At 75.0% G+C, this 16022-nt stretch carries 17 protein-coding genes; 8 read left to right on the top strand and 9 right to left on the bottom strand.

All coding sequences use genetic code 11. From position 1 onward, the window contains the following. On the bottom strand, nt 1-569 hold a 569-nt coding region (locus AB0I11_RS26540), incomplete at its 3' end, for a hypothetical protein (RefSeq protein ID WP_357326064.1). Between the two features lie 830 nt (nt 570-1399). On the opposite strand from AB0I11_RS26540, the gene gdhA reads away from it, so the two are divergent. Together gdhA and AB0I11_RS26530 are read left to right on the top strand one after the other, a co-directional pair. Next, on the top strand, nt 1400-2737 hold the full coding sequence (gene gdhA / locus AB0I11_RS26535) for an NADP-specific glutamate dehydrogenase (protein WP_357326061.1): 1338 nt from the start codon (nt 1400-1402) through the stop codon (nt 2735-2737). Between the two features lie 165 nt (nt 2738-2902). After that, nucleotides 2903-4270 carry a hypothetical protein gene (locus AB0I11_RS26530; RefSeq protein WP_357326058.1) on the top strand — a complete coding sequence of 456 codons (1368 nt, stop codon included), beginning with the start codon at nt 2903-2905 and terminating at the stop codon, nt 4268-4270. Nucleotides 4271-4408: 138 nt separating this feature from the next. On the opposite strand, the gene AB0I11_RS26525 is transcribed toward AB0I11_RS26530, so the two are convergent. Next, nucleotides 4409-4996 carry a hypothetical protein gene (locus AB0I11_RS26525; protein ID WP_357326055.1) on the bottom strand — a complete coding sequence of 196 codons (588 nt, stop codon included), beginning with the start codon at nt 4994-4996 and terminating at the stop codon, nt 4409-4411. Nucleotides 4997-5454: 458 nt separating this feature from the next. Between AB0I11_RS26525 and AB0I11_RS26520 the strand changes: the two genes are divergently transcribed. Both AB0I11_RS26520 and AB0I11_RS26515 read left to right on the top strand, forming a co-directional pair. Then, on the top strand, nt 5455-6156 hold the full coding sequence (locus tag AB0I11_RS26520) for a carbon-nitrogen hydrolase family protein (RefSeq protein WP_357326052.1): 702 nt from the start codon (nt 5455-5457) through the stop codon (nt 6154-6156). 91 nt (nt 6157-6247) lie between these two features. Further along, on the top strand, nt 6248-7075 hold the full coding sequence (locus AB0I11_RS26515) for an MOSC domain-containing protein (RefSeq protein ID WP_357326050.1): 828 nt from the start codon (nt 6248-6250) through the stop codon (nt 7073-7075). Between the two features lie 22 nt (nt 7076-7097). On the opposite strand, the gene AB0I11_RS26510 is transcribed toward AB0I11_RS26515, so the two are convergent. The 3 genes from AB0I11_RS26510 to AB0I11_RS26500 all read right to left on the bottom strand — a co-directional run bounded on the left by AB0I11_RS26510 (nt 7098) and on the right by AB0I11_RS26500 (nt 10012). After that, nucleotides 7098-8600, bottom strand: coding sequence for a protein kinase (locus AB0I11_RS26510; protein ID WP_357326047.1), 1503 nt, complete (start codon nt 8598-8600; stop codon nt 7098-7100). 153 nt (nt 8601-8753) lie between these two features. After that, the gene (locus AB0I11_RS26505; protein ID WP_357326044.1) at nt 8754-9641 is read right to left on the bottom strand and encodes a helix-turn-helix transcriptional regulator; all 888 of its coding nucleotides are present in this window, start codon (nt 9639-9641) and stop codon (nt 8754-8756) included. A 116-nt stretch (nt 9642-9757) separates the two neighbouring features. Further along, nucleotides 9758-10012, bottom strand: a complete 255-nt coding sequence (locus AB0I11_RS26500; protein ID WP_357326041.1) for a DUF397 domain-containing protein — start codon at nt 10010-10012, stop codon at nt 9758-9760. A gap of 237 nt (nt 10013-10249) precedes the next feature. On the opposite strand from AB0I11_RS26500, the gene AB0I11_RS26495 reads away from it, so the two are divergent. Then, the gene (locus AB0I11_RS26495; protein ID WP_357326039.1) at nt 10250-10885 is read left to right on the top strand and encodes a GGDEF domain-containing protein; all 636 of its coding nucleotides are present in this window, start codon (nt 10250-10252) and stop codon (nt 10883-10885) included. Nucleotides 10886-10897: 12 nt separating this feature from the next. Here AB0I11_RS26495 and AB0I11_RS26490 read toward each other — a convergent pair whose 3' ends face one another. Both AB0I11_RS26490 and AB0I11_RS26485 read right to left on the bottom strand, forming a co-directional pair. Continuing rightward, nucleotides 10898-11905, bottom strand: coding sequence for a phosphotransferase (locus AB0I11_RS26490; RefSeq protein WP_357326036.1), 1008 nt, complete (start codon nt 11903-11905; stop codon nt 10898-10900). Nucleotides 11906-11912: 7 nt separating this feature from the next. Next, the gene (locus AB0I11_RS26485) at nt 11913-12407 is read right to left on the bottom strand and encodes a type II toxin-antitoxin system PemK/MazF family toxin (RefSeq protein ID WP_357326033.1); all 495 of its coding nucleotides are present in this window, start codon (nt 12405-12407) and stop codon (nt 11913-11915) included. 149 nt (nt 12408-12556) lie between these two features. Between AB0I11_RS26485 and AB0I11_RS26480 the strand changes: the two genes are divergently transcribed. Further along, nucleotides 12557-12985, top strand: coding sequence for an OsmC family protein (locus AB0I11_RS26480; RefSeq protein WP_357326030.1), 429 nt, complete (start codon nt 12557-12559; stop codon nt 12983-12985). Nucleotides 12986-12991: 6 nt separating this feature from the next. Here the strand turns inward: AB0I11_RS26480 and AB0I11_RS26475 are convergent, their stop codons facing one another. Continuing rightward, nucleotides 12992-13729, bottom strand: a complete 738-nt coding sequence (locus AB0I11_RS26475) for a class I SAM-dependent methyltransferase (RefSeq protein ID WP_357326027.1) — start codon at nt 13727-13729, stop codon at nt 12992-12994. 52 nt (nt 13730-13781) lie between these two features. Here AB0I11_RS26475 and AB0I11_RS26470 point away from each other — a divergent pair, with 52 nt between their 5' ends. Both AB0I11_RS26470 and AB0I11_RS26465 read left to right on the top strand, forming a co-directional pair. Next, nucleotides 13782-14300, top strand: a complete 519-nt coding sequence (locus AB0I11_RS26470; RefSeq protein WP_357326023.1) for an NUDIX domain-containing protein — start codon at nt 13782-13784, stop codon at nt 14298-14300. 31 nt (nt 14301-14331) lie between these two features. After that, nucleotides 14332-15576, top strand: coding sequence for a hypothetical protein (locus tag AB0I11_RS26465; protein WP_357326020.1), 1245 nt, complete (start codon nt 14332-14334; stop codon nt 15574-15576). A gap of 16 nt (nt 15577-15592) precedes the next feature. Here AB0I11_RS26465 and AB0I11_RS26460 read toward each other — a convergent pair whose 3' ends face one another. Beyond that, entirely contained in the window at nt 15593-15991 is a 399-nt protein-coding gene (locus AB0I11_RS26460; protein ID WP_357326017.1) for a DUF2267 domain-containing protein, read from the bottom strand. Between the last annotated feature and the right edge of the window lie 31 nt (nt 15992-16022).

Raw genomic sequence — 16022 nt, 5'->3', positions numbered from 1 at the left:
ATGTCGGCGGCCTGCTGCTCCCACTGGGCGTAGGCATCCGGGTAGGCCGAGACCTGCACGGTCTGGGCGGCCTCGGTCAGCGGCATGTCCTGCCACCCGTCAACCTGCTTCAGACCCTTCTCGAACGCCAGCGTCGCGTACTCCGGGTCGGTGATCTGCTCCGGCGTACCCCAACCCGAGCTCGGGCGCTGCTGGAACAGGCCCAGCGAGTCATGGTCGTTGCGATCGCCGAGGTGACCCAGGTTCTCCAGCTTCGACTCCTGCAGGCTCGTGGCGATGGAGATCACCGCGGCCCGCTCGGGCAGTCCGGCCTTCTTCGTCGCGGCGATGATCGCCTTGGCATTGGCGGTCTGCTCATCGCTGAGGTCAATCGTCGACTGGGCGCCCTGCACACCATGCGGGATCAGCTTGTTCTTGTCGACACCGGGCTTGTCGGCCTGCACGGCCGTAACCGGCTTCGCGTGCACGGTCGGGGTGTCGGCGTGGGCGGCGATCGGACCGGCGAACACACCACCGGTGAAAGCCAGACCAGCAATACCCAGCACGCTCTTACGCAGCATCGTGTTCATGACAAAGCTCCATTCGGGGGTCGGCGTCCACGCCCAGGGGGGTCAGGCAGCAGACGCAAGCACCGTCAGGCGCTCAAAAGAAGCGGGGCGGGATGTTGACGCGATAGACGCGCACACACCCGGAGGGGAAAGTCTTAGGGGGATCATCCCGGCCGCGGGGCGGGGGCCTCTTCGCGGCGCCGGGACCATGTGTAACGACCGCCGACCCACCATCATTCCCGGGGGCCCGGCACCCGTGAAGGGTGGTCTTCCTCGGCCGTTCACCCGGATACAACGACCCCCGGCCCCCAGCCATTCCGGCCCCACGGTGCCGCCGACCACACCTTCGAAACCGGACAAACCACCTCGAGCTACCCAGTGGTGCGCGGACGTCCAACCGTCGGTGGAACGGTATGGAGGTTTCCGAAGCCCGGAGACCTCCATGACGTTCCATTCACCGCCGGAGCCGGGCCGCACACCCGTCGCAGCCGCGTACCGTCCTCCCGGACCCGGCTCGCCCGGGCGGCGCCGGGGCGGCGGCCGGAGCGGCCATCACGGCTGTCCGACGGGCGACCAGCCCGACGGTGCGCACGACGCGGGTGGGACCCGCCGTGACCGGCGCAGGGATCAAGCCTGACCGCCCGGAGCCGGGCACGGCGGGTCCCACCCGCCCACCGCAACCACCCACGGGGCCGATCGCAACGATCAAGCTGACCCGTGTTCGAGGCGGGTCGTCCACCGGATCAGGTGAACCGGACGGCGGTGACGATCCGTACTCGGGGGCGTCGGCGGGATGCCGATCCGGCGGGGCGCGACGAGGCCCGGTCCGGGACCGGAAGGGGCGTACGGTGATGCCGGAGACCGTCGAGACGGTGTTCGCGAACGTGGTCAAGCGGAACCCGGGTGAGCCCGAGTTCCACCAGGCCGTCCGGGAGGTGCTGGAGAGCATCGGCCCGGCCCTGGCCCGGCACCCCGAGTACGCGCACGCGCGGATCGTCGAGCGGATCTGCGAGCCGGAGCGGCAGGTCATCTTCCGGGTGCCGTGGGAGGACGACCACGGCCGGGTACGGGTGAACCGGGGTTTCCGGGTGGAGTTCAACAGCGCGCTCGGGCCGTTCAAGGGTGGTCTGCGCTTCCACCCGTCGGTCTACCTGGGCATCGTGAAGTTCCTCGGCTTCGAGCAGATCTTCAAGAACGCGTTGACCGGGCTGTCGATCGGCGGCGGCAAGGGCGGCGCGGACTTCGACCCGAAGGGCCGCTCGGACCGGGAGGTGATGCGCTTCTGCCAGAGTTTCATGACCGAGTTGTACCGGCACATCGGCGCGCAGACGGACGTGCCGGCCGGGGACATCGGGGTGGGTGGCCGGGAGATCGGCTACCTGTTCGGGCAGTACAAGCGGATCACCAACCGGTACGAGTCGGGGGTGCTCACCGGTAAGGGGCTGGCGTACGGGGGTGCGCAGGTGCGCCGGGAGGCGACCGGGTACGGGGCGGTCTTCTTCGCCGAGGAGATGCTGAAGCAGACCGGGGACGGCCTGGACGGCAAGCGGGTGGTGGTCTCCGGCTCGGGCAACGTGGCCATCTACGCGATCGAGAAGGCGCACCAGCTCGGCGGCACGGTGGTGGCCTGCTCCGACTCGGACGGGTACGTGCTGGACGAGAAGGGCATCGACCTGGAGCTGCTGCGGGAGTTGAAGGAGGAGCGCCGGGTTCGGCTGGACGACTACGTACGGCAGGTGCCGCACGCGGTGGCGGTCTCCGGTCGTACCGTCTGGGAGGTGCCCTGCGATCTGGCGTTGCCCTGCGCGACGCAGAACGAGATCGGCGGCGCGGAGGCCGCGGCGCTGGTCGCCGGCGGCTGCGTCGCGGTGGTGGAGGGAGCCAACATGCCGACCACCCCGGAGGCGGTGCGCATCCTGGGTGGGGCCGGGGTGCGGTTCGCCCCGGGCAAGGCGGCCAACGCGGGCGGGGTGGCGGTGAGCGCGCTGGAGATGCAGCAGAACGCCAGCCGGGACGCGTGGACGTTCGCCCAGTCGGAGCAGCGGTTGCGGGAGACGATGCGGGACATCCACGCCCGCTGCTGGGCCACCGCCGAGGAGTACGGCCTGCCCGGCGACTATGTGGCCGGCGCGAACATCAACGGCTTCCGCCGGGTGGCCGAGGCGATGCTGGCGCACGGTCTGGTCTGAGCCGCCACTGTGGCCGGAGCGGGCGGGCCGGGCTGACCATGCGGTCAGTCAGCGATTGACAGGGGTCGAGGTCCGGCCTACGTTCAGGGCGCTACCGGCCGGTAGGCATCCGTCCCGCCTGGCCGCCCCCGTCCCGGGGCGGCACCCGTCCCCGGGGGAGCAACGATGCTGACCTCATCCACCCGCCTGGTCCGCCGGCTGCTCGCCGCCGGCGCGGCCCTCACCCTCGCGGCCGGCCTCGCCGGCGCCACCCCCGCCGTCGCCGGCGACCGCGGCACCGACGGCGGCCAGCCGCTGCCCGGCTACACCATCAGCAACCCGCCCCTGGCGCCGCTGGTCGTCGGCGGCGCGCCCACCACCGTCCGCCAGGGCGTGCACGAGCACGCCGGCTACATCATCGAGACCCCCGCACGCTGGAACGGCGACCTCGTCATGTGGGCGCACGGCTACCGCGGTCAGGGCACCGAGCTCTCCCCCGAGCCGCCCGCGTACGACCTGCGCCAGCGCCTGCTCGGGCAGGGGTACGCCTGGGCGTCGTCCTCGTACGACCGCAACGGCTACGACATCCGCTCCGGCGTGCTCAGCACCCGGCACCTGGCCGACCTCTTCGCCGACACGGTGCGACGCCCGCACCGGGTGTACATCTCCGGTGTGTCGATGGGCGGGCACATCATCGGCCGCTCGTTGGAGCAGTACCCGGGCTACTACGACGGGGCGCTGCCCATGTGCGGCGTCCTCGGCGACCACGAGCTGTTCGACTTCTTCCTCGACTACAACCTCGCCGCGCAGGCCCTCGCCGGGGTGCGCGCCTACCCGACGCCGGCCGACTACCTGACCAACGCGGTGCCCCGGATCCAGGTGGCGCTGGGCCTGGCCGGCCTCACCCAGGGCGGTCCGGACACCACCAACGACCTCGGCAAGCAGCTGCGCGCCGTCACCGTCGAACGCTCCGGCGGCCCTCGGCCCGGCGCCGACGCGGCCTTCGCGGTCTGGAAGGACTTCCTGTTCGGCATCACCACCACCGACGGCGGCGACTCCCCCGCCCAGCGGCCCGGCCAGCTCGCCACCAACCTGCTCACCCGGTACTCCCCGAACAGCCCGGTCGACCTGAACGCCACCGTGCAGCGGGTCGCCCCGGAGAACCTGCGGCAGCGGCTGTCCCCGACGCTGACCGAGGTGCCCCGGATCAGCGGCCGGCCGACCGTGCCGGTGCTCACCCTGCACGACCTCGGCGACCTCTTCGTACCCTTCAGCATGGAGCAGGCCTACGCCCGGGACGCGGCATGGCACGGGCGCAGCCGGCTGGTCGTGCAGCGCGCCGTCCGCGCCGCGCAGCACTGCGAGTTCAGCCCGGCCGAGGCCGGCGCCGCCTGGGACGACCTGGTTTCCTGGGTACGCACCGGGAAGCGGCCGGCCGGCGACGCGGTCACCGATCCGCGGGCGGTGCGGGCGGCCGACTTCGGGTGCCGGTTCAGCGACCGCGCGGCGTGGGCCGCCGGCGCGGGAACCCGCCGGTTGTACGCAGCCTGCTGACTCACCGGTTGCACGCAGCCTGCTGAGGCTTGGGCTGCGTGGCCCTACGGGCACAGACGCCGCTGGCCGGCACCCGGGTTCGGGTGCCGGCCAGCGTGCGGTCTGGTGCTGTGGTCAGTTGTTTCGTGCTGGGTTTGGTCAGCTGTTCCAGTGCTGGGCGACGATGTCGGCGGCCTGCTGCTCCCACTGGGCGTAGGCATCCGGGTAGGCCGAGACCTGCACGGTCTGGGCGGCCTCGGTCAGCGGCATGTCCTGCCAGCCGTCGACCTGCTTCAGGCCCTTCTCGAACGCCAGCGTCGCGTACTCGGGGTCGGTGATCTGCTCCGGCGTGCCCCAACCCGAGCTCGGGCGCTGCTGGAACAGGCCCAGCGAGTCGTGGTCGTTGCGGTCGCCGAGGTGGCCCAGGTTCTCCAGCTTCGACTCCTGCAGGCTGGTGGCGATGGAGATCACCGCCGCCCGCTCCGGCAGACCGGCCTTCTTGGTGGCGGCGATGATCGCCTTGGCGTTGGCGGTCTGCTCGTCGCTGAGGTCGATGCGCGACTGGGCGCCCTGCACACCGTGCGGGATCAGCTTGCCCATGTCCGGCTTGTCGGCCTGGACGACGGCGGCCTCGGTCAGGGCGGTGTTCGGGGTGGCGTCGTGATGGTTCAGCGGACCGGCGGCGAGACCACCGGCGACGGTCAGACCAGCGATACCGAGCACGCTCTTACGCAGCATGGTGTTCATGGGAAAGCTCCATTCGGGGGTCGGCGCACACGGCGATGGGGGTCGCCACTGTGCGCAAGCACCGTCAGGCGCTCAAAAGTCTTGAAAGGGGGGGTCATCCGGCCCGCGGGGCGGGGGGCCTCTTCAGGGCGCCGGGACCATGTGTAACGACCGGCTGCCCACCATCATTCCCGGGGGCCCGGCCCCGGGGTGGGGCGATCTTCCTCGGCCGTTCACCCGTGTTCAACGACCCCCGGCCGCCAGCCATTCCGGCCGGGGGATGTCGCGGGTCACCGACGGACCCGGACATACCACCCAGCGGCGGCCACGGCGCCCGGCCGGGATGGTCAACCCCGGATGCGGCAAAGCGGCCCTTCCTGGACCACGGACACCACAACATGCCGCAATCGGGGAAGGCGGGTTGGGCCGGTGGCGCCTAGGCTGCGGGCACGGACGGTGGAGGAAGAAGGGTGGGGTCGATGCGTACGCCGCTGCGCCTGGCGGTCGCCCAACCGCGTTGCCGCTCGTACGACGTCGCCGGCAACGCGGCCGTGCACGCCGCGACCGTGCGCGCGGCCGGGGCGCGGGTGGTGGTCTTTCCCGAGCTGTCGCTGACCGGGTACGAGCTGGACGCCGAGCCGGTGCAGGCCGGCGACACCCGGCTCGCGCCGCTCGTGGCGGCGTGCGCCGAGACGGGGGCGGTGGCGTTGGCGGGTGCCCCGGTGCCGGGGCCAAGCCGGCCCTACCTGGCGGTCCTCGCGGTGGACGGGGCCGGCGCCCGGGCGGCGTACCGGAAGATGTGGTTGGGTGGCGCGGAGCCGGACCGGTTCGCGCCCGGCACCCAACCGGCGGTGCTCGAGGTGGACGGCTGGCGGCTCGGCCTGGCGGTGTGCCGGGACACCGGGATCGCCGAACACGCGGCCGGGACCGCGGCCCTGGGCGCGGACGCGTACCTCGCCGGGGTGCTGGAGACGGCCGACGACGCGGCGGTGCCGGCGGAGCGGGCCCGACGGATCGCCACCACGCACCAGGTGTGGGTGGCGGTGGCGAGCTTCGCCGGGGGCACCGGTGGCGGCTACCCGCGGGCGGCGGGCGGTTCGGGGATCTGGATGCCGGACGGGTCGCCGGTGGGGCGGGCCGGCACGGGCACCGGCGAGTTGGTACGGGCGACACTCCACTGAGCGCCGGCGGCGGGCGGCCCACCCACGTGGCGGGCCGCGGTCCGGGGAGGGTACGGCTGACGGGCGGGGTGGTCCGGGTGAGGGGTGGCAGGTGTTGCTCGGGCAGATCGCCGGGATCCGGCGCTACCCGGTGAAGTCGCTGCTCGGCGAGGAGCTGGCCGCGGCGGAGGTGCGGGCGGGTGGGCTGGTCGGCGACCGGCGGTTCGCGCTGCTGGACCGGGTGTCCGGCCGGGTGGCCAGCGCGAAGAATCCGTACCGCTGGCGGGCCCTGCTCACGCTGCGGGCGGCAGGGGCCGGACCGGTCCGGATCGTGCTGCCCGACGGCCGCACCGTCGGCGCGGACGACGACCGGGTGGATGCGGTGCTCTCCGAGGTGCTGGGCGAGCCGGTGACGCTGGTCGACACCCCACCGCCGGACGCCGTTCTCGAACGGTCCCGCCCGGAGGCGGTGCTCGCGGCGGGTGTGACGGTTCCGGTGCCGATGGACGAGGGGCGGCTCGGGGCGGCCGCCCCGCCGGGCAGTTTCGTCGACTTCGCGCCGCTGCACCTGCTGACCACGGCGACCCTGCGTCGGCTCGGCGCGGCCGTGCCGGCCGGTGTGGTCGACCCGGCCCGGTACCGGCCGAACCTGCTGCTCGACACCGACGGCGCGGGCTTCGCCGAGAACGACTGGGTGGGGCGGGAGCTGCGGCTCGGCGACGAGGTGGTGCTGCGGATGCTGGCGCCGACACCCCGCTGCGCGGTCCCGACCCTGGCGCACGGCCCGCTCCCCCGCGATCCGGACGCGTTGCGCGCGCCCGCGCGGCTGAACCGGGTGGTGCCGCTGCCCGGCCTGGCGGCGCAGCCCTGCGTCGGCGGGTACGCGCAGGTGGTGCGCCCCGGGCAGGTCCGCGTCGGCGACCCGGTGCGGCTGGACTGACCGGAGCCTGGTGGGGGTCGGGTCAGCCCTGGGCGCGGCCGTGCAGCAGCGCGTACGCGGCGAGCAGCCGCTGGAGGGCGGCGGCGGTCCGGTCGTCGAGCGTGCCGTCGTCGGCGGCGTCGTCGATGCGCTCGCGGAGGTCCTCGATCCGCTTGGCGCGGTCCTTGGGCTTGCCCCGGTCCAGCTCGCCCGCCTTCTTCCGCAGGTCGTTGGCGATCTTCCCGTCGACCCGGCCGTCCGCCACGGCCTGGCCGAGGAGGTCCGCGAACTGCGCCGCGAGCTGGCGCACGGTGACCGGCGCCGGCCGGGTGCTGGCGGGCCCGGTGGTGGCCGGCGCGGGCGCGCTGGACGACTCGGGGGCCGGCTCGTCGGCCGGGGCGGTGGTGCCCGGCGCGGTGGCCGCGGGCGAGTGCGGGTCGTCGTCGAGCAGCAGCGTGCCGACGAGGCCGAGCAGCAGCACCAGGCCGGCCGCGAGGAGCACGCCGAGGAGCCGGTTGGACCGGGCCGGCGGGCCGGCCACGGTTCGCGGTGGCGGGACCGGGCGGGCCGCGGCTCGCGGCGGCTGGGTCGGGTGCGCCGCGGCTCGTGCTGGCGGGGTCGGGTGGACCGGCACGGCGGCCCGGTCGATCAGCGTCGGGGCCTGCTCGGGCTGGGCCACCGTGGGCAGGACCGCGGTCGGCGGGTCGGCGGGCCGGCCGGCGCCGAAGCGGGCCGCGAGGTGGGCGGCGGTGGGTCGCCCGGCCGGGTCCGCGGCGAGGCAGGCCAGGGTGAGCTCGGCGACGTCGGCGGGCAGCCCGGGGATGCGCAGCGGCGGCACCGGGGGTCGCTGGGTCCGCAGGTCGAGCACGTCGTCCCAGGTCTGCACGGGCAGCGGGGCCCGGCCGGTGAGGGTGCGGTAGAGCAGTGCGCCGAGGGCGTACACGTCGCTGGCCGGGTTCGCCGGGCCGGGGGTCATCCGCTCCGGGGCGAAGTAGGCGGGCGTACCCATCATCAGCTCGCCGGTCTGGCCGGCCAGCGGGTGCCGGGGGCCGGCGAGCGTGGCGATGCCGAAGTCGAGGACCTTCGCGCCGGTCTCGGTGAGCATGACGTTGCCGGGCTTGATGTCGCGGTGCACCACGCCGAGTTTGTGCGCGGCGGCCAGCGCGCCGGCGACCTGGCCGGCCAACCGGACCGCCTCGGGCCAGGCGAGCGGGCCGCCGGACAACCGGTCGGCCAACGTCCGCCCCTCCACCAACTCCATGACCAGGTACGGCACGACCCCGCCGCCGGGCAGGGTGGCCTCGCCGTAGTCGTACACCTGGGTCACGTGCGGGTGGGTGAGCCGGGCCGCGGCGCGCGCCTCGCGCTGGATGGTGGCGCGTAGGTGCGGGTCGGCGGCGAGTTGCGTGGCGAGGGCCTTGACCGCGACGGGTCGGTGCAGCACCTCGTCGTCGGCGCGCCACACCTCGGACATCCCGCCGAGTCCGATGCGCTCGCGCAGGACGTACCGATCGTGCAGGCGCAGCGAGGGCGTCAACGGCGACATGGTGCCCCAGTCTGCCTGCCGCCCGGCCGGCTCGGCCAACCCGGTGCCCGGTTCCGCCCCGGTCGGGCGATTCCCAGCCGAACTGGGTGGCACCGCACCACCCGGGGCGGGGTCGACAAGCGGGCCCGGCAGCCGGGGAAACGCCCGGCCGGGTCAGCCCGGGTAGAGCTCGTCGCGGATCTTGGCGAGCAGCTCGGGCGTGCTCTCGGGCGGGGCGGCCTCGACGCAGAGCCGTTCCATGGCCAGCGCGTAGTAGTCGAGGTCGTCACGCTTGTCGAGGTAGATCGCGCTGGTGAGCTGCTCGATGTAGACGATGTCGGGCAGGTCCTCGTCGCCGAAGCGCAGGATGCTGAAGGCGCCGCTGGCCGCGGCGTGCCCGCCGGCGTCGAAGGGCACGACCTGCAACCGGATGTGCGCGGCGGCGGTGGCCTCGATCAGGGCGTCCAGCTGGGCGCGCATCACGGCGTGCCCGCCGATCGGCCGGCGCAGGGCGGCCTCGTCGAGCACCGCCCAGAGCTGCGGCGGGTCGGGGCGGTGCAGCAGCTCCTGGCGCTTCATCCGGAGGCCGACCCGGCGTTCGAGCTCCTCGGGCGGGGCGCCCTGGTGACCGAGGAGGATCACCGCGCGGGCGTAGTCGGCGGTCTGGAGCAGGCCGGGCACGAACTGCAACTCGTACGTGCGGATCAGCGCGGCGGCGGCCTCCAGGCCGAGGTAGGACTGGAACCAGCTGGGCAGGACGTCGCCGTAGCGGTGCCACCATCCGGGGCTGTTGGCGTCGCGGGCCAGGGCCAGCAGCGCCGCCCGTTCCTCCTCGGCCGTGACGCCGTAGAGGGTGAGCAGGTCGGCGACGTCGCGCTCCTTGAAACCGACCCGGCCCAGCTCCATCCGGCTGATCTTGGACTCGGAGGAGCGGATCTCCCAGCCGGCCGCCTCCCGGGTGACCCCGGCACCTTCCCGCAGGCGGCGCAACTGCCCCCCGAGCAGCATGCGCAGCACTGTCGGCCCACTGGCCGGGCCGCCCTCGGCGGGCACCATCGTCACGTGCGCGTCCTTCGCATGCCGGCGGGTGTCGGCCGGGCGCCCCAGCCCAACCGACGAGTAAGCATGCCATGAACCCTCGGTGAGGTGAACTCCCCCGGACGGCCGAGTCGGTCGGGTCAGGGGGACGGGCGGCCGGCGATCAGGTGGTCGAAGTCGCCGTCGCGGGCGCCGAGCACGAAGGCGGCGATCTCGTCCACGCTGTAGATCAGCGCCGGACCCTCCGGGTGCCGGGAGTTGCGCACCGCGATCCCGGCGCCGCCGGGCAGCTCGGCCAGCTCGACACAGTTCCCGCTGGGGTTGCTCCGGCGGCTCTTCTGCCACCGCAGCGGCGGCAGTTGGCTGGTGGGTACGCCGTTCTCAGGCTGCTGCATTGGGCGTCTTTCTGTGCCGAGCCAGCCGGTGCCGCGGGGAGGGGCGGTGCTGGCGGCGGAGGGATGTCGTCTATTCAGGATCGTGATGCACGTGCATCTGCTATTGCATCTGCATTGGACAGCGAGCATGATAACGCACGTGCGGTGTGCCCAACCGTTCACTTTGGGTAACCAGGCTGCCGGTCGAGACGAGCGCGAGCGGGGGCCGAGACACGTGCGTTACGGGGAGGAGGGCGCGTGCCGGATCCGATGACCGTCGCCTCCGGAGTCTCCGCCGTCGGTGCCCTGGTCTCCGTCTGGCAACTGCGCCGCCGAGCGCTGCGCGCCGAGGCGGAGGTCGAACTGCTCCAGGCCGAACTGGAGGCCGAACGGCACGCGGCCAGCCACGACCCGCTCACCGGCCTGCCGAACCGGCGGGCCTTCTTCCGGCTGGCGGCGGCGTTGCTGACCAACCCGGCCGGCCGGCCGCTGGTCGCCGTGGTGCTCGACCTCGACGGCTTCAAGCAGGTCAACGACCGCTACGGGCACGCCGCCGGCGATCAGGTGCTGATCAGCGTCGCGCAGCGGCTGGCCGCGTTCGCCGGGGACAACCTGGTGGCCCGGCTCGGCGGCGACGAGTTCGCCGGCCTGCTGGCCAGCCCCACCCTGGACCGCCGGTGGATCGAGCACGCCACCCGCCGGCTCTGCGAGGCGCTCGCCGCGCCCATCCCGGTCGGCACCCGGACGGTGCAGGTCACCGCGTCCGTCGGGCTCGCACCGGTACACGGACCCACCCAGCTCACCGACGCGCTCTGCCGGGCGGACGCCGCGATGTACCAGGCGAAGAGCGTCAGCGCCGCCCGCGCCGCGCGGGAGCTGATGGCCGAGTGCTGAGCGGCCGGCCGGTCACCGCGGCCAGCGGCCCGCCGCCCGCAGCGCGCCCCGGGCCAGGGTGAGCAGCCCCGACGGCGACCGCAGCCCGGCCAGGATCCGCAGCGCGCGCACCCGGTCCGCCTCCGGCCGCCCGGGATCGGCGGCCTCCGCCGACCAGCTCCACATGTCGTCCAGCGCCCGCACCCCGAGGTGGTACGCCAGCCGCAGAGGGTCCGGCGTCACCGGCCCGTAGCCGGCCCGGAAGGACGCCTCGTCCACCCGCCCCTGCGGCGCGAACGCCGGCCCGCCCTCGAGGACGAACATCAGGTCGCGTTCCCGCGGGGCGAGCACGGCGTCGTCCCAGTCGATCAGCCAGACCTGCCCGTCCGCGCCGAGCAGCAGGTTGCCCAGGTGCGGGTCGCCGTGGCAGACGACCAGCTCGGCCGGGCGGGCCCGCAACTCCGCGCCGAGCCGGTCCAGCGCGGCGAGCAGCCGGTCGAGGTCGGTGCCGGCGGCCCGCCAGTGGGCGGCCACCTCCCGGGTCCAGCGGTCGGCCGTGGCCTCGTCGACCGCGCGCAACCGGCGGTCCGTCTCGCGGACGGCCGCCCCGACCGCGGCGTGGGTGTGGTCCTCGCGGGGCAGCCCCGCCAGCTCGCCGGTCACCGGGACCGCGTGGACGGCGGCGAGCAGCGCGCCGTAGCCGCGCCAGTGCGCGGCGCGCAGGTCGCCGTCGGGGGCCGGCTCGTCGGAGACCCACGGCACCACGGTGAGGCGGCGTCCGTCGTGGACGGCGTCGAGCCGCCCGTCCCGGGTGGTCAGCGGCGCGGGCACACCGGGTACGCCCCGCTCGGCCAGCAGCGCGGCCACCACCGAGCCGGCCGGGGTGCCCCCGCCGGTGAGCTTCACCGCGTACGCGTGACCGTCGGCGGTGGTCGCCCGCCACGTTCGGGCGGCCGGATCCGCGCCCAGGTCCACCGGGGCGGAGCTGACCAGGCGCAGCCCGAACTCGGCCGCGACCCGGGCGGCGAGCCGCTCGTCCACCCGCCCGTCAGCGCCAGCCGTAGCCGGCGCGCAGCGCCTGGCCCACCCGGTCGAACCGGGGCCGGTCCAGCACGGCGCCCTCGCGGCGGATGCTGTCCTCGCGCATGGTGAGCACCCGGTCCAGGCGTACCCAGCTCGGGCGCTTGTCGCGGTCCCACTCCCCCGGGCCGAGGGCCAGCCAGTGCCGCTGCCCGTCCCGGTCGCTCTGGCTGGACAGCATCAGCCCGTACAGCGTCCGGCTCTGCCGGCCCACCACCAGCACCGGTCGGTCCTTGCCCTGCCGGGGGTCGTCCTCGTAAGGGACCCAGGTCCAGACGATCTCCCCCGGGTCGGCCTGGCCGTCCAGCTCCGGGGCGTACGCCAGCTCCCGCCGCTGCAGGGCGGAGACCTGGCGCCGCCGCGCGACCTGGGCGGGGATCACCCGCGGGGTGCCCGCCGGCGCCGCGGCGCCCCCGGTGATCCGGCCGAGCCGGGACGCCACGCTCCTCAACAGACCTGCCACGGCCGGCAGCCTATCGCCCGGCGTCGCCGGGCGGCCCGGCCGGCCCCGGCCACCGGTCGAGGTCGGCCGGGCGGTCGACGCCGGTTCGGGCTGAAGCGCCGAGGCGGCCGACCGGCCCGGGTGGTTGAGTCGGGTACGGAGGTGGTCCCATGCCCTTCGAGGTGCGTACCCGCAGCCTGCCGGACCGGCCCGCGGCGATCGGGTCCGCCGGGCCGTTCACGCTGGTGGTGGACCGGCCGGCCGACGGTGGCGGGGACGGGCTCGGCTTCAACGGCGGGCAGCTGCTCTATCTGGCCGTCGCCGGCTGCGTCTCCAACGACCTGTTCCGGGAGGCTCGGGCGCTGGGCATCACCCTGCACCGGGTCGAGATCACCGTGCACGGCGACTTCACCGGCGACCCCGCCGTCTCCACCGAGATCGGCTACGACGTACGCCTCGACGGCGACGCGGACGCGGCGCGGCTGCGGGAGCTGGTGGACCGGGTCGACGCGATCGCGGAGATCCCCAACTCGCTGCGCCGGGGCACCCCGGTCCGGCTGCGGCACGCCGAGCTGACCGGCCACCCGGACCCCGGCTGAGGCCGGTCAGGCCGGGCGGCGGGCCAGGACCAGGGTGGTGCGCAGGTCGAGCACGACGCTGCCACCGAACCCGTCGATCGTCGCGCGCAGCGCGTCGCGCACCCGTTCGCGCAGCTCGGGCGGGCGCTTGAGCTGCGGCGAGAAGGTGGCAACCAGGCGCAGGTACGCCGCGGTGTCCAACGGCACGGCCCGGCGGAACATCCGCGACCGCACGTCGGTGAAAAGCCCACTGGCGAGCACGTCGTCGTGGACCCAGCCGTCCGGGCGGTCCGTGGTCGGCTGCGGATCGACGGACTCGAACGCCGCCCGCAGCCCGGCGGCGTGGGCCGGGTCCAGGTAGTCGTAGCGGTGGCCGAAGACGGCCAGGGTGCCGCCGGGGGTGAGCGCGTCGTACGCCCGCCGGTTGCGGGTGGCCGGGTCGAGCCAGTGCCAGGCCATCGCGCAGGCCAGCGCGGCCACGCCGCCGGGCGGCGGGGTCCACTCCTCGAACGCGGCGGCGACCACCTCGACCTCCGGGAAGCGGGCGGCGAGCACGGCCGCCATCCGGCGGTCCGGTTCCACGCAGGTCGTCCGCGCGCCAAGGTCGAGCAGTGTCCGGGTGGCCAGGCCGGTCCCGGCGCCGACCTCGACGAGGGTGACCGGCGGGCCGCCGTGGTACCCGCGGATCGCCTCGACCAGCTCCGCTGGATAGCCTGGGCGGGCCTCGTGGTAGTCGTCGGCGACCTCGCCGAAGAGCTGCGACATGATCACCATCATCGCAGGGCGGCGCCGTCGCCACCGTCCCTCGGGAGGAGCCGTGCAGCCCGAACTGCCCCGCGACCTGCCGGTGATCGAGCGCCGCGCGGTCCGCCTGGTGGTGCTCGACACCGCCGAGCGGGTGCTGCTGTTCCACACCCGCGATCCGGACCACCCCCGGCTGGGCGTCTGGTGGGAGCTGCCCGGCGGCGGCCTCGACCCCGGGGAGACCTACCTCGACGCGGCGCTGCGGGAGCTGCGGGAGGAGACCGGGATCGTGGTCGGCCCGGCCGAGGTCGGCGCGCCGACGTGGCGGCGGCGGGCCAGCTTCGTGCACCGCCGGCTGCGCCACCTCCAGGACGAGGTGGTGGTTCCGGTACGGCTGCCCGGGCCGGGACCCGACATCGACGAGACACACCGGCTCGACTACGAGGTGGAGGACTACTTCGGCTTCCGCTGGTGGCCGGTGGCCGAGCTGGTCGCCGACCGGCCGCGCTGCTACCCGGGACGGCTGCCGGAGCTGCTGCCGGCGTTCCTGGCCGGCACGGAGATCGACGAGCCGTTCGAGCTGTGGTCGTGACGTACGCGCCGGCAACCGGCACAGTGGAGCGGTGACCCCTCTGCACCTACCGCTCGCCCGGTACGCCGCACGGCTGCACGGCGCCGCCGGCGAGGCCCACCACATCGCCTCCCCGCTCGGCGCCTGGCTGCTGCTCGCCCTCACCGCCCCCGCCGCCACCGGCGACGCCCGGGCCGGGCTGGAGGACGCCCTCGGCACCGACGCGGCCACCGCCTCGGCGGCGGCCCACGCGCTGCTGGCCGCGCCGCACCCGCTGGTCGCGGCGGCCACCGCGCTCTGGGAACGGCAGCCCTTCGACGGGCTGGCCCGGTGGCGGGCCGGCCTGCCGGAGCGCACCGAGCGCGGCCCGCTGCCCGACCAGGCCGCCCTCGACGCGTGGGCCCGGGAGCGTACCGGCGGGCTGATCGAACGGTTCCCGATGGCCGTCGAGGCGGACACCCTGCTGATCCTGGCCAGCGCGCTGGCCACCCGGGTGTCCTGGGCGGACCCGTTCCAGGTGGCGCCGGCCGACCAGCTCGGCGCGGGCAGCGCGTGGGCGGGCCGGCTGGCGCGGGTGCTGCGTACCCCCTGGCACGGGCACTCCTGCTGGATCGCGGCCACCGCGCGGGCCGGGGACGTCGCGGTGCACGCCGCGCCGGCCCGGCCGGCGCCGGGCGCCGACGGCGAGGCGGGCCTGCTGGTCTTCTCGGTCGCCGCCGCCCCGGACGTGCCGGCGGTGGACGTGCTCGCCGCGGCCCAGGAACTGGCCGTGACCGCCGCCACCGGCCCCGCGGGGCAGCGGCCCGGCCGGCGGTCGCTGTTCGACCTGCCGCTCGGTGACGGTCCCGCCTGGACGGTACGGGAGGAGTCGATCCGCACCTTCGCCCGGGACGGCCGGGAGGAGCTGGCCAGCGCCGTGCTGCCCTGCTGGTCGGCGGAGAGCCGGCACGACCTCATGCCGGCCGGGTTCGGCTTCGACGCCGCCGCGCGGGCCCTCGGCACGCTGCTCGGCAACCCGGATCTGCCGTACGCGGCGGTGCAGTCGGTGGTGGCCCGGTACGGGCGGTACGGCTTCGAGGCGGCCGCGGTGACCGCGTTCGCGGTGGCCGCCGGCCTGCCGCCGGAGGGCGTGGCCCGCCGCGCGGAGCTGCGCTTCGGGCACCCGTACGCGGTCGTCGCGGTGGCCACCGACAGCGCGGGCGGCCCCTGGCACGGCCTGCCGGTCTACTCGGCCTGGGTGGCGGAGCCGCAGGAGCTGCCCGAGGCCGAGCTGGCCGACCCGCCCGAGCAGTGGTGAGCCGGGCCGACGCGGCTCAGGGGGCGCCGTAGGGCGGGCGCGGGATCGGGTCGACCATCGCGTCGAAGCCCTTCGGCAGCTGGGCCACCAGATCGTGGAACTCGCCCACGGTCACCGTCTCGCGCAGCGTGACCAGCACCGCGCGGGTGCCCATCTCGGCCACCGCCGGGTCCACCGCGGCCCGGTCGGCGACCCGGTGCACGAAGTCGACCGCGCCGCCGGTCGCCGGCTCCTCGGCCGGGGCGGTCAGGTAGCCGCTCAGCTCGTCGGGCAGTTGGGCGGCCAGGTCGCCGGACTCGCCGCCGGTGACCCGGTCGGCGAGGGTCTGCAGCACCGCGCGGGAGAGCGTGGCGGCCAGGTCGTCGGGCAGCTCGGCCCGGCGGGACACCGCCTCCACGAATCGGGGAAACCGCACACCAGCCTCCTGTGGCCACCGGCCGCCGACG

This window comes from Micromonospora sp. NPDC050495, from assembly GCF_040655175.1.
Lineage (GTDB): Bacteria > Actinomycetota > Actinomycetes > Mycobacteriales > Micromonosporaceae > Micromonospora.
This window is presented reverse-complemented; position numbering and strand designations above follow the sequence as displayed.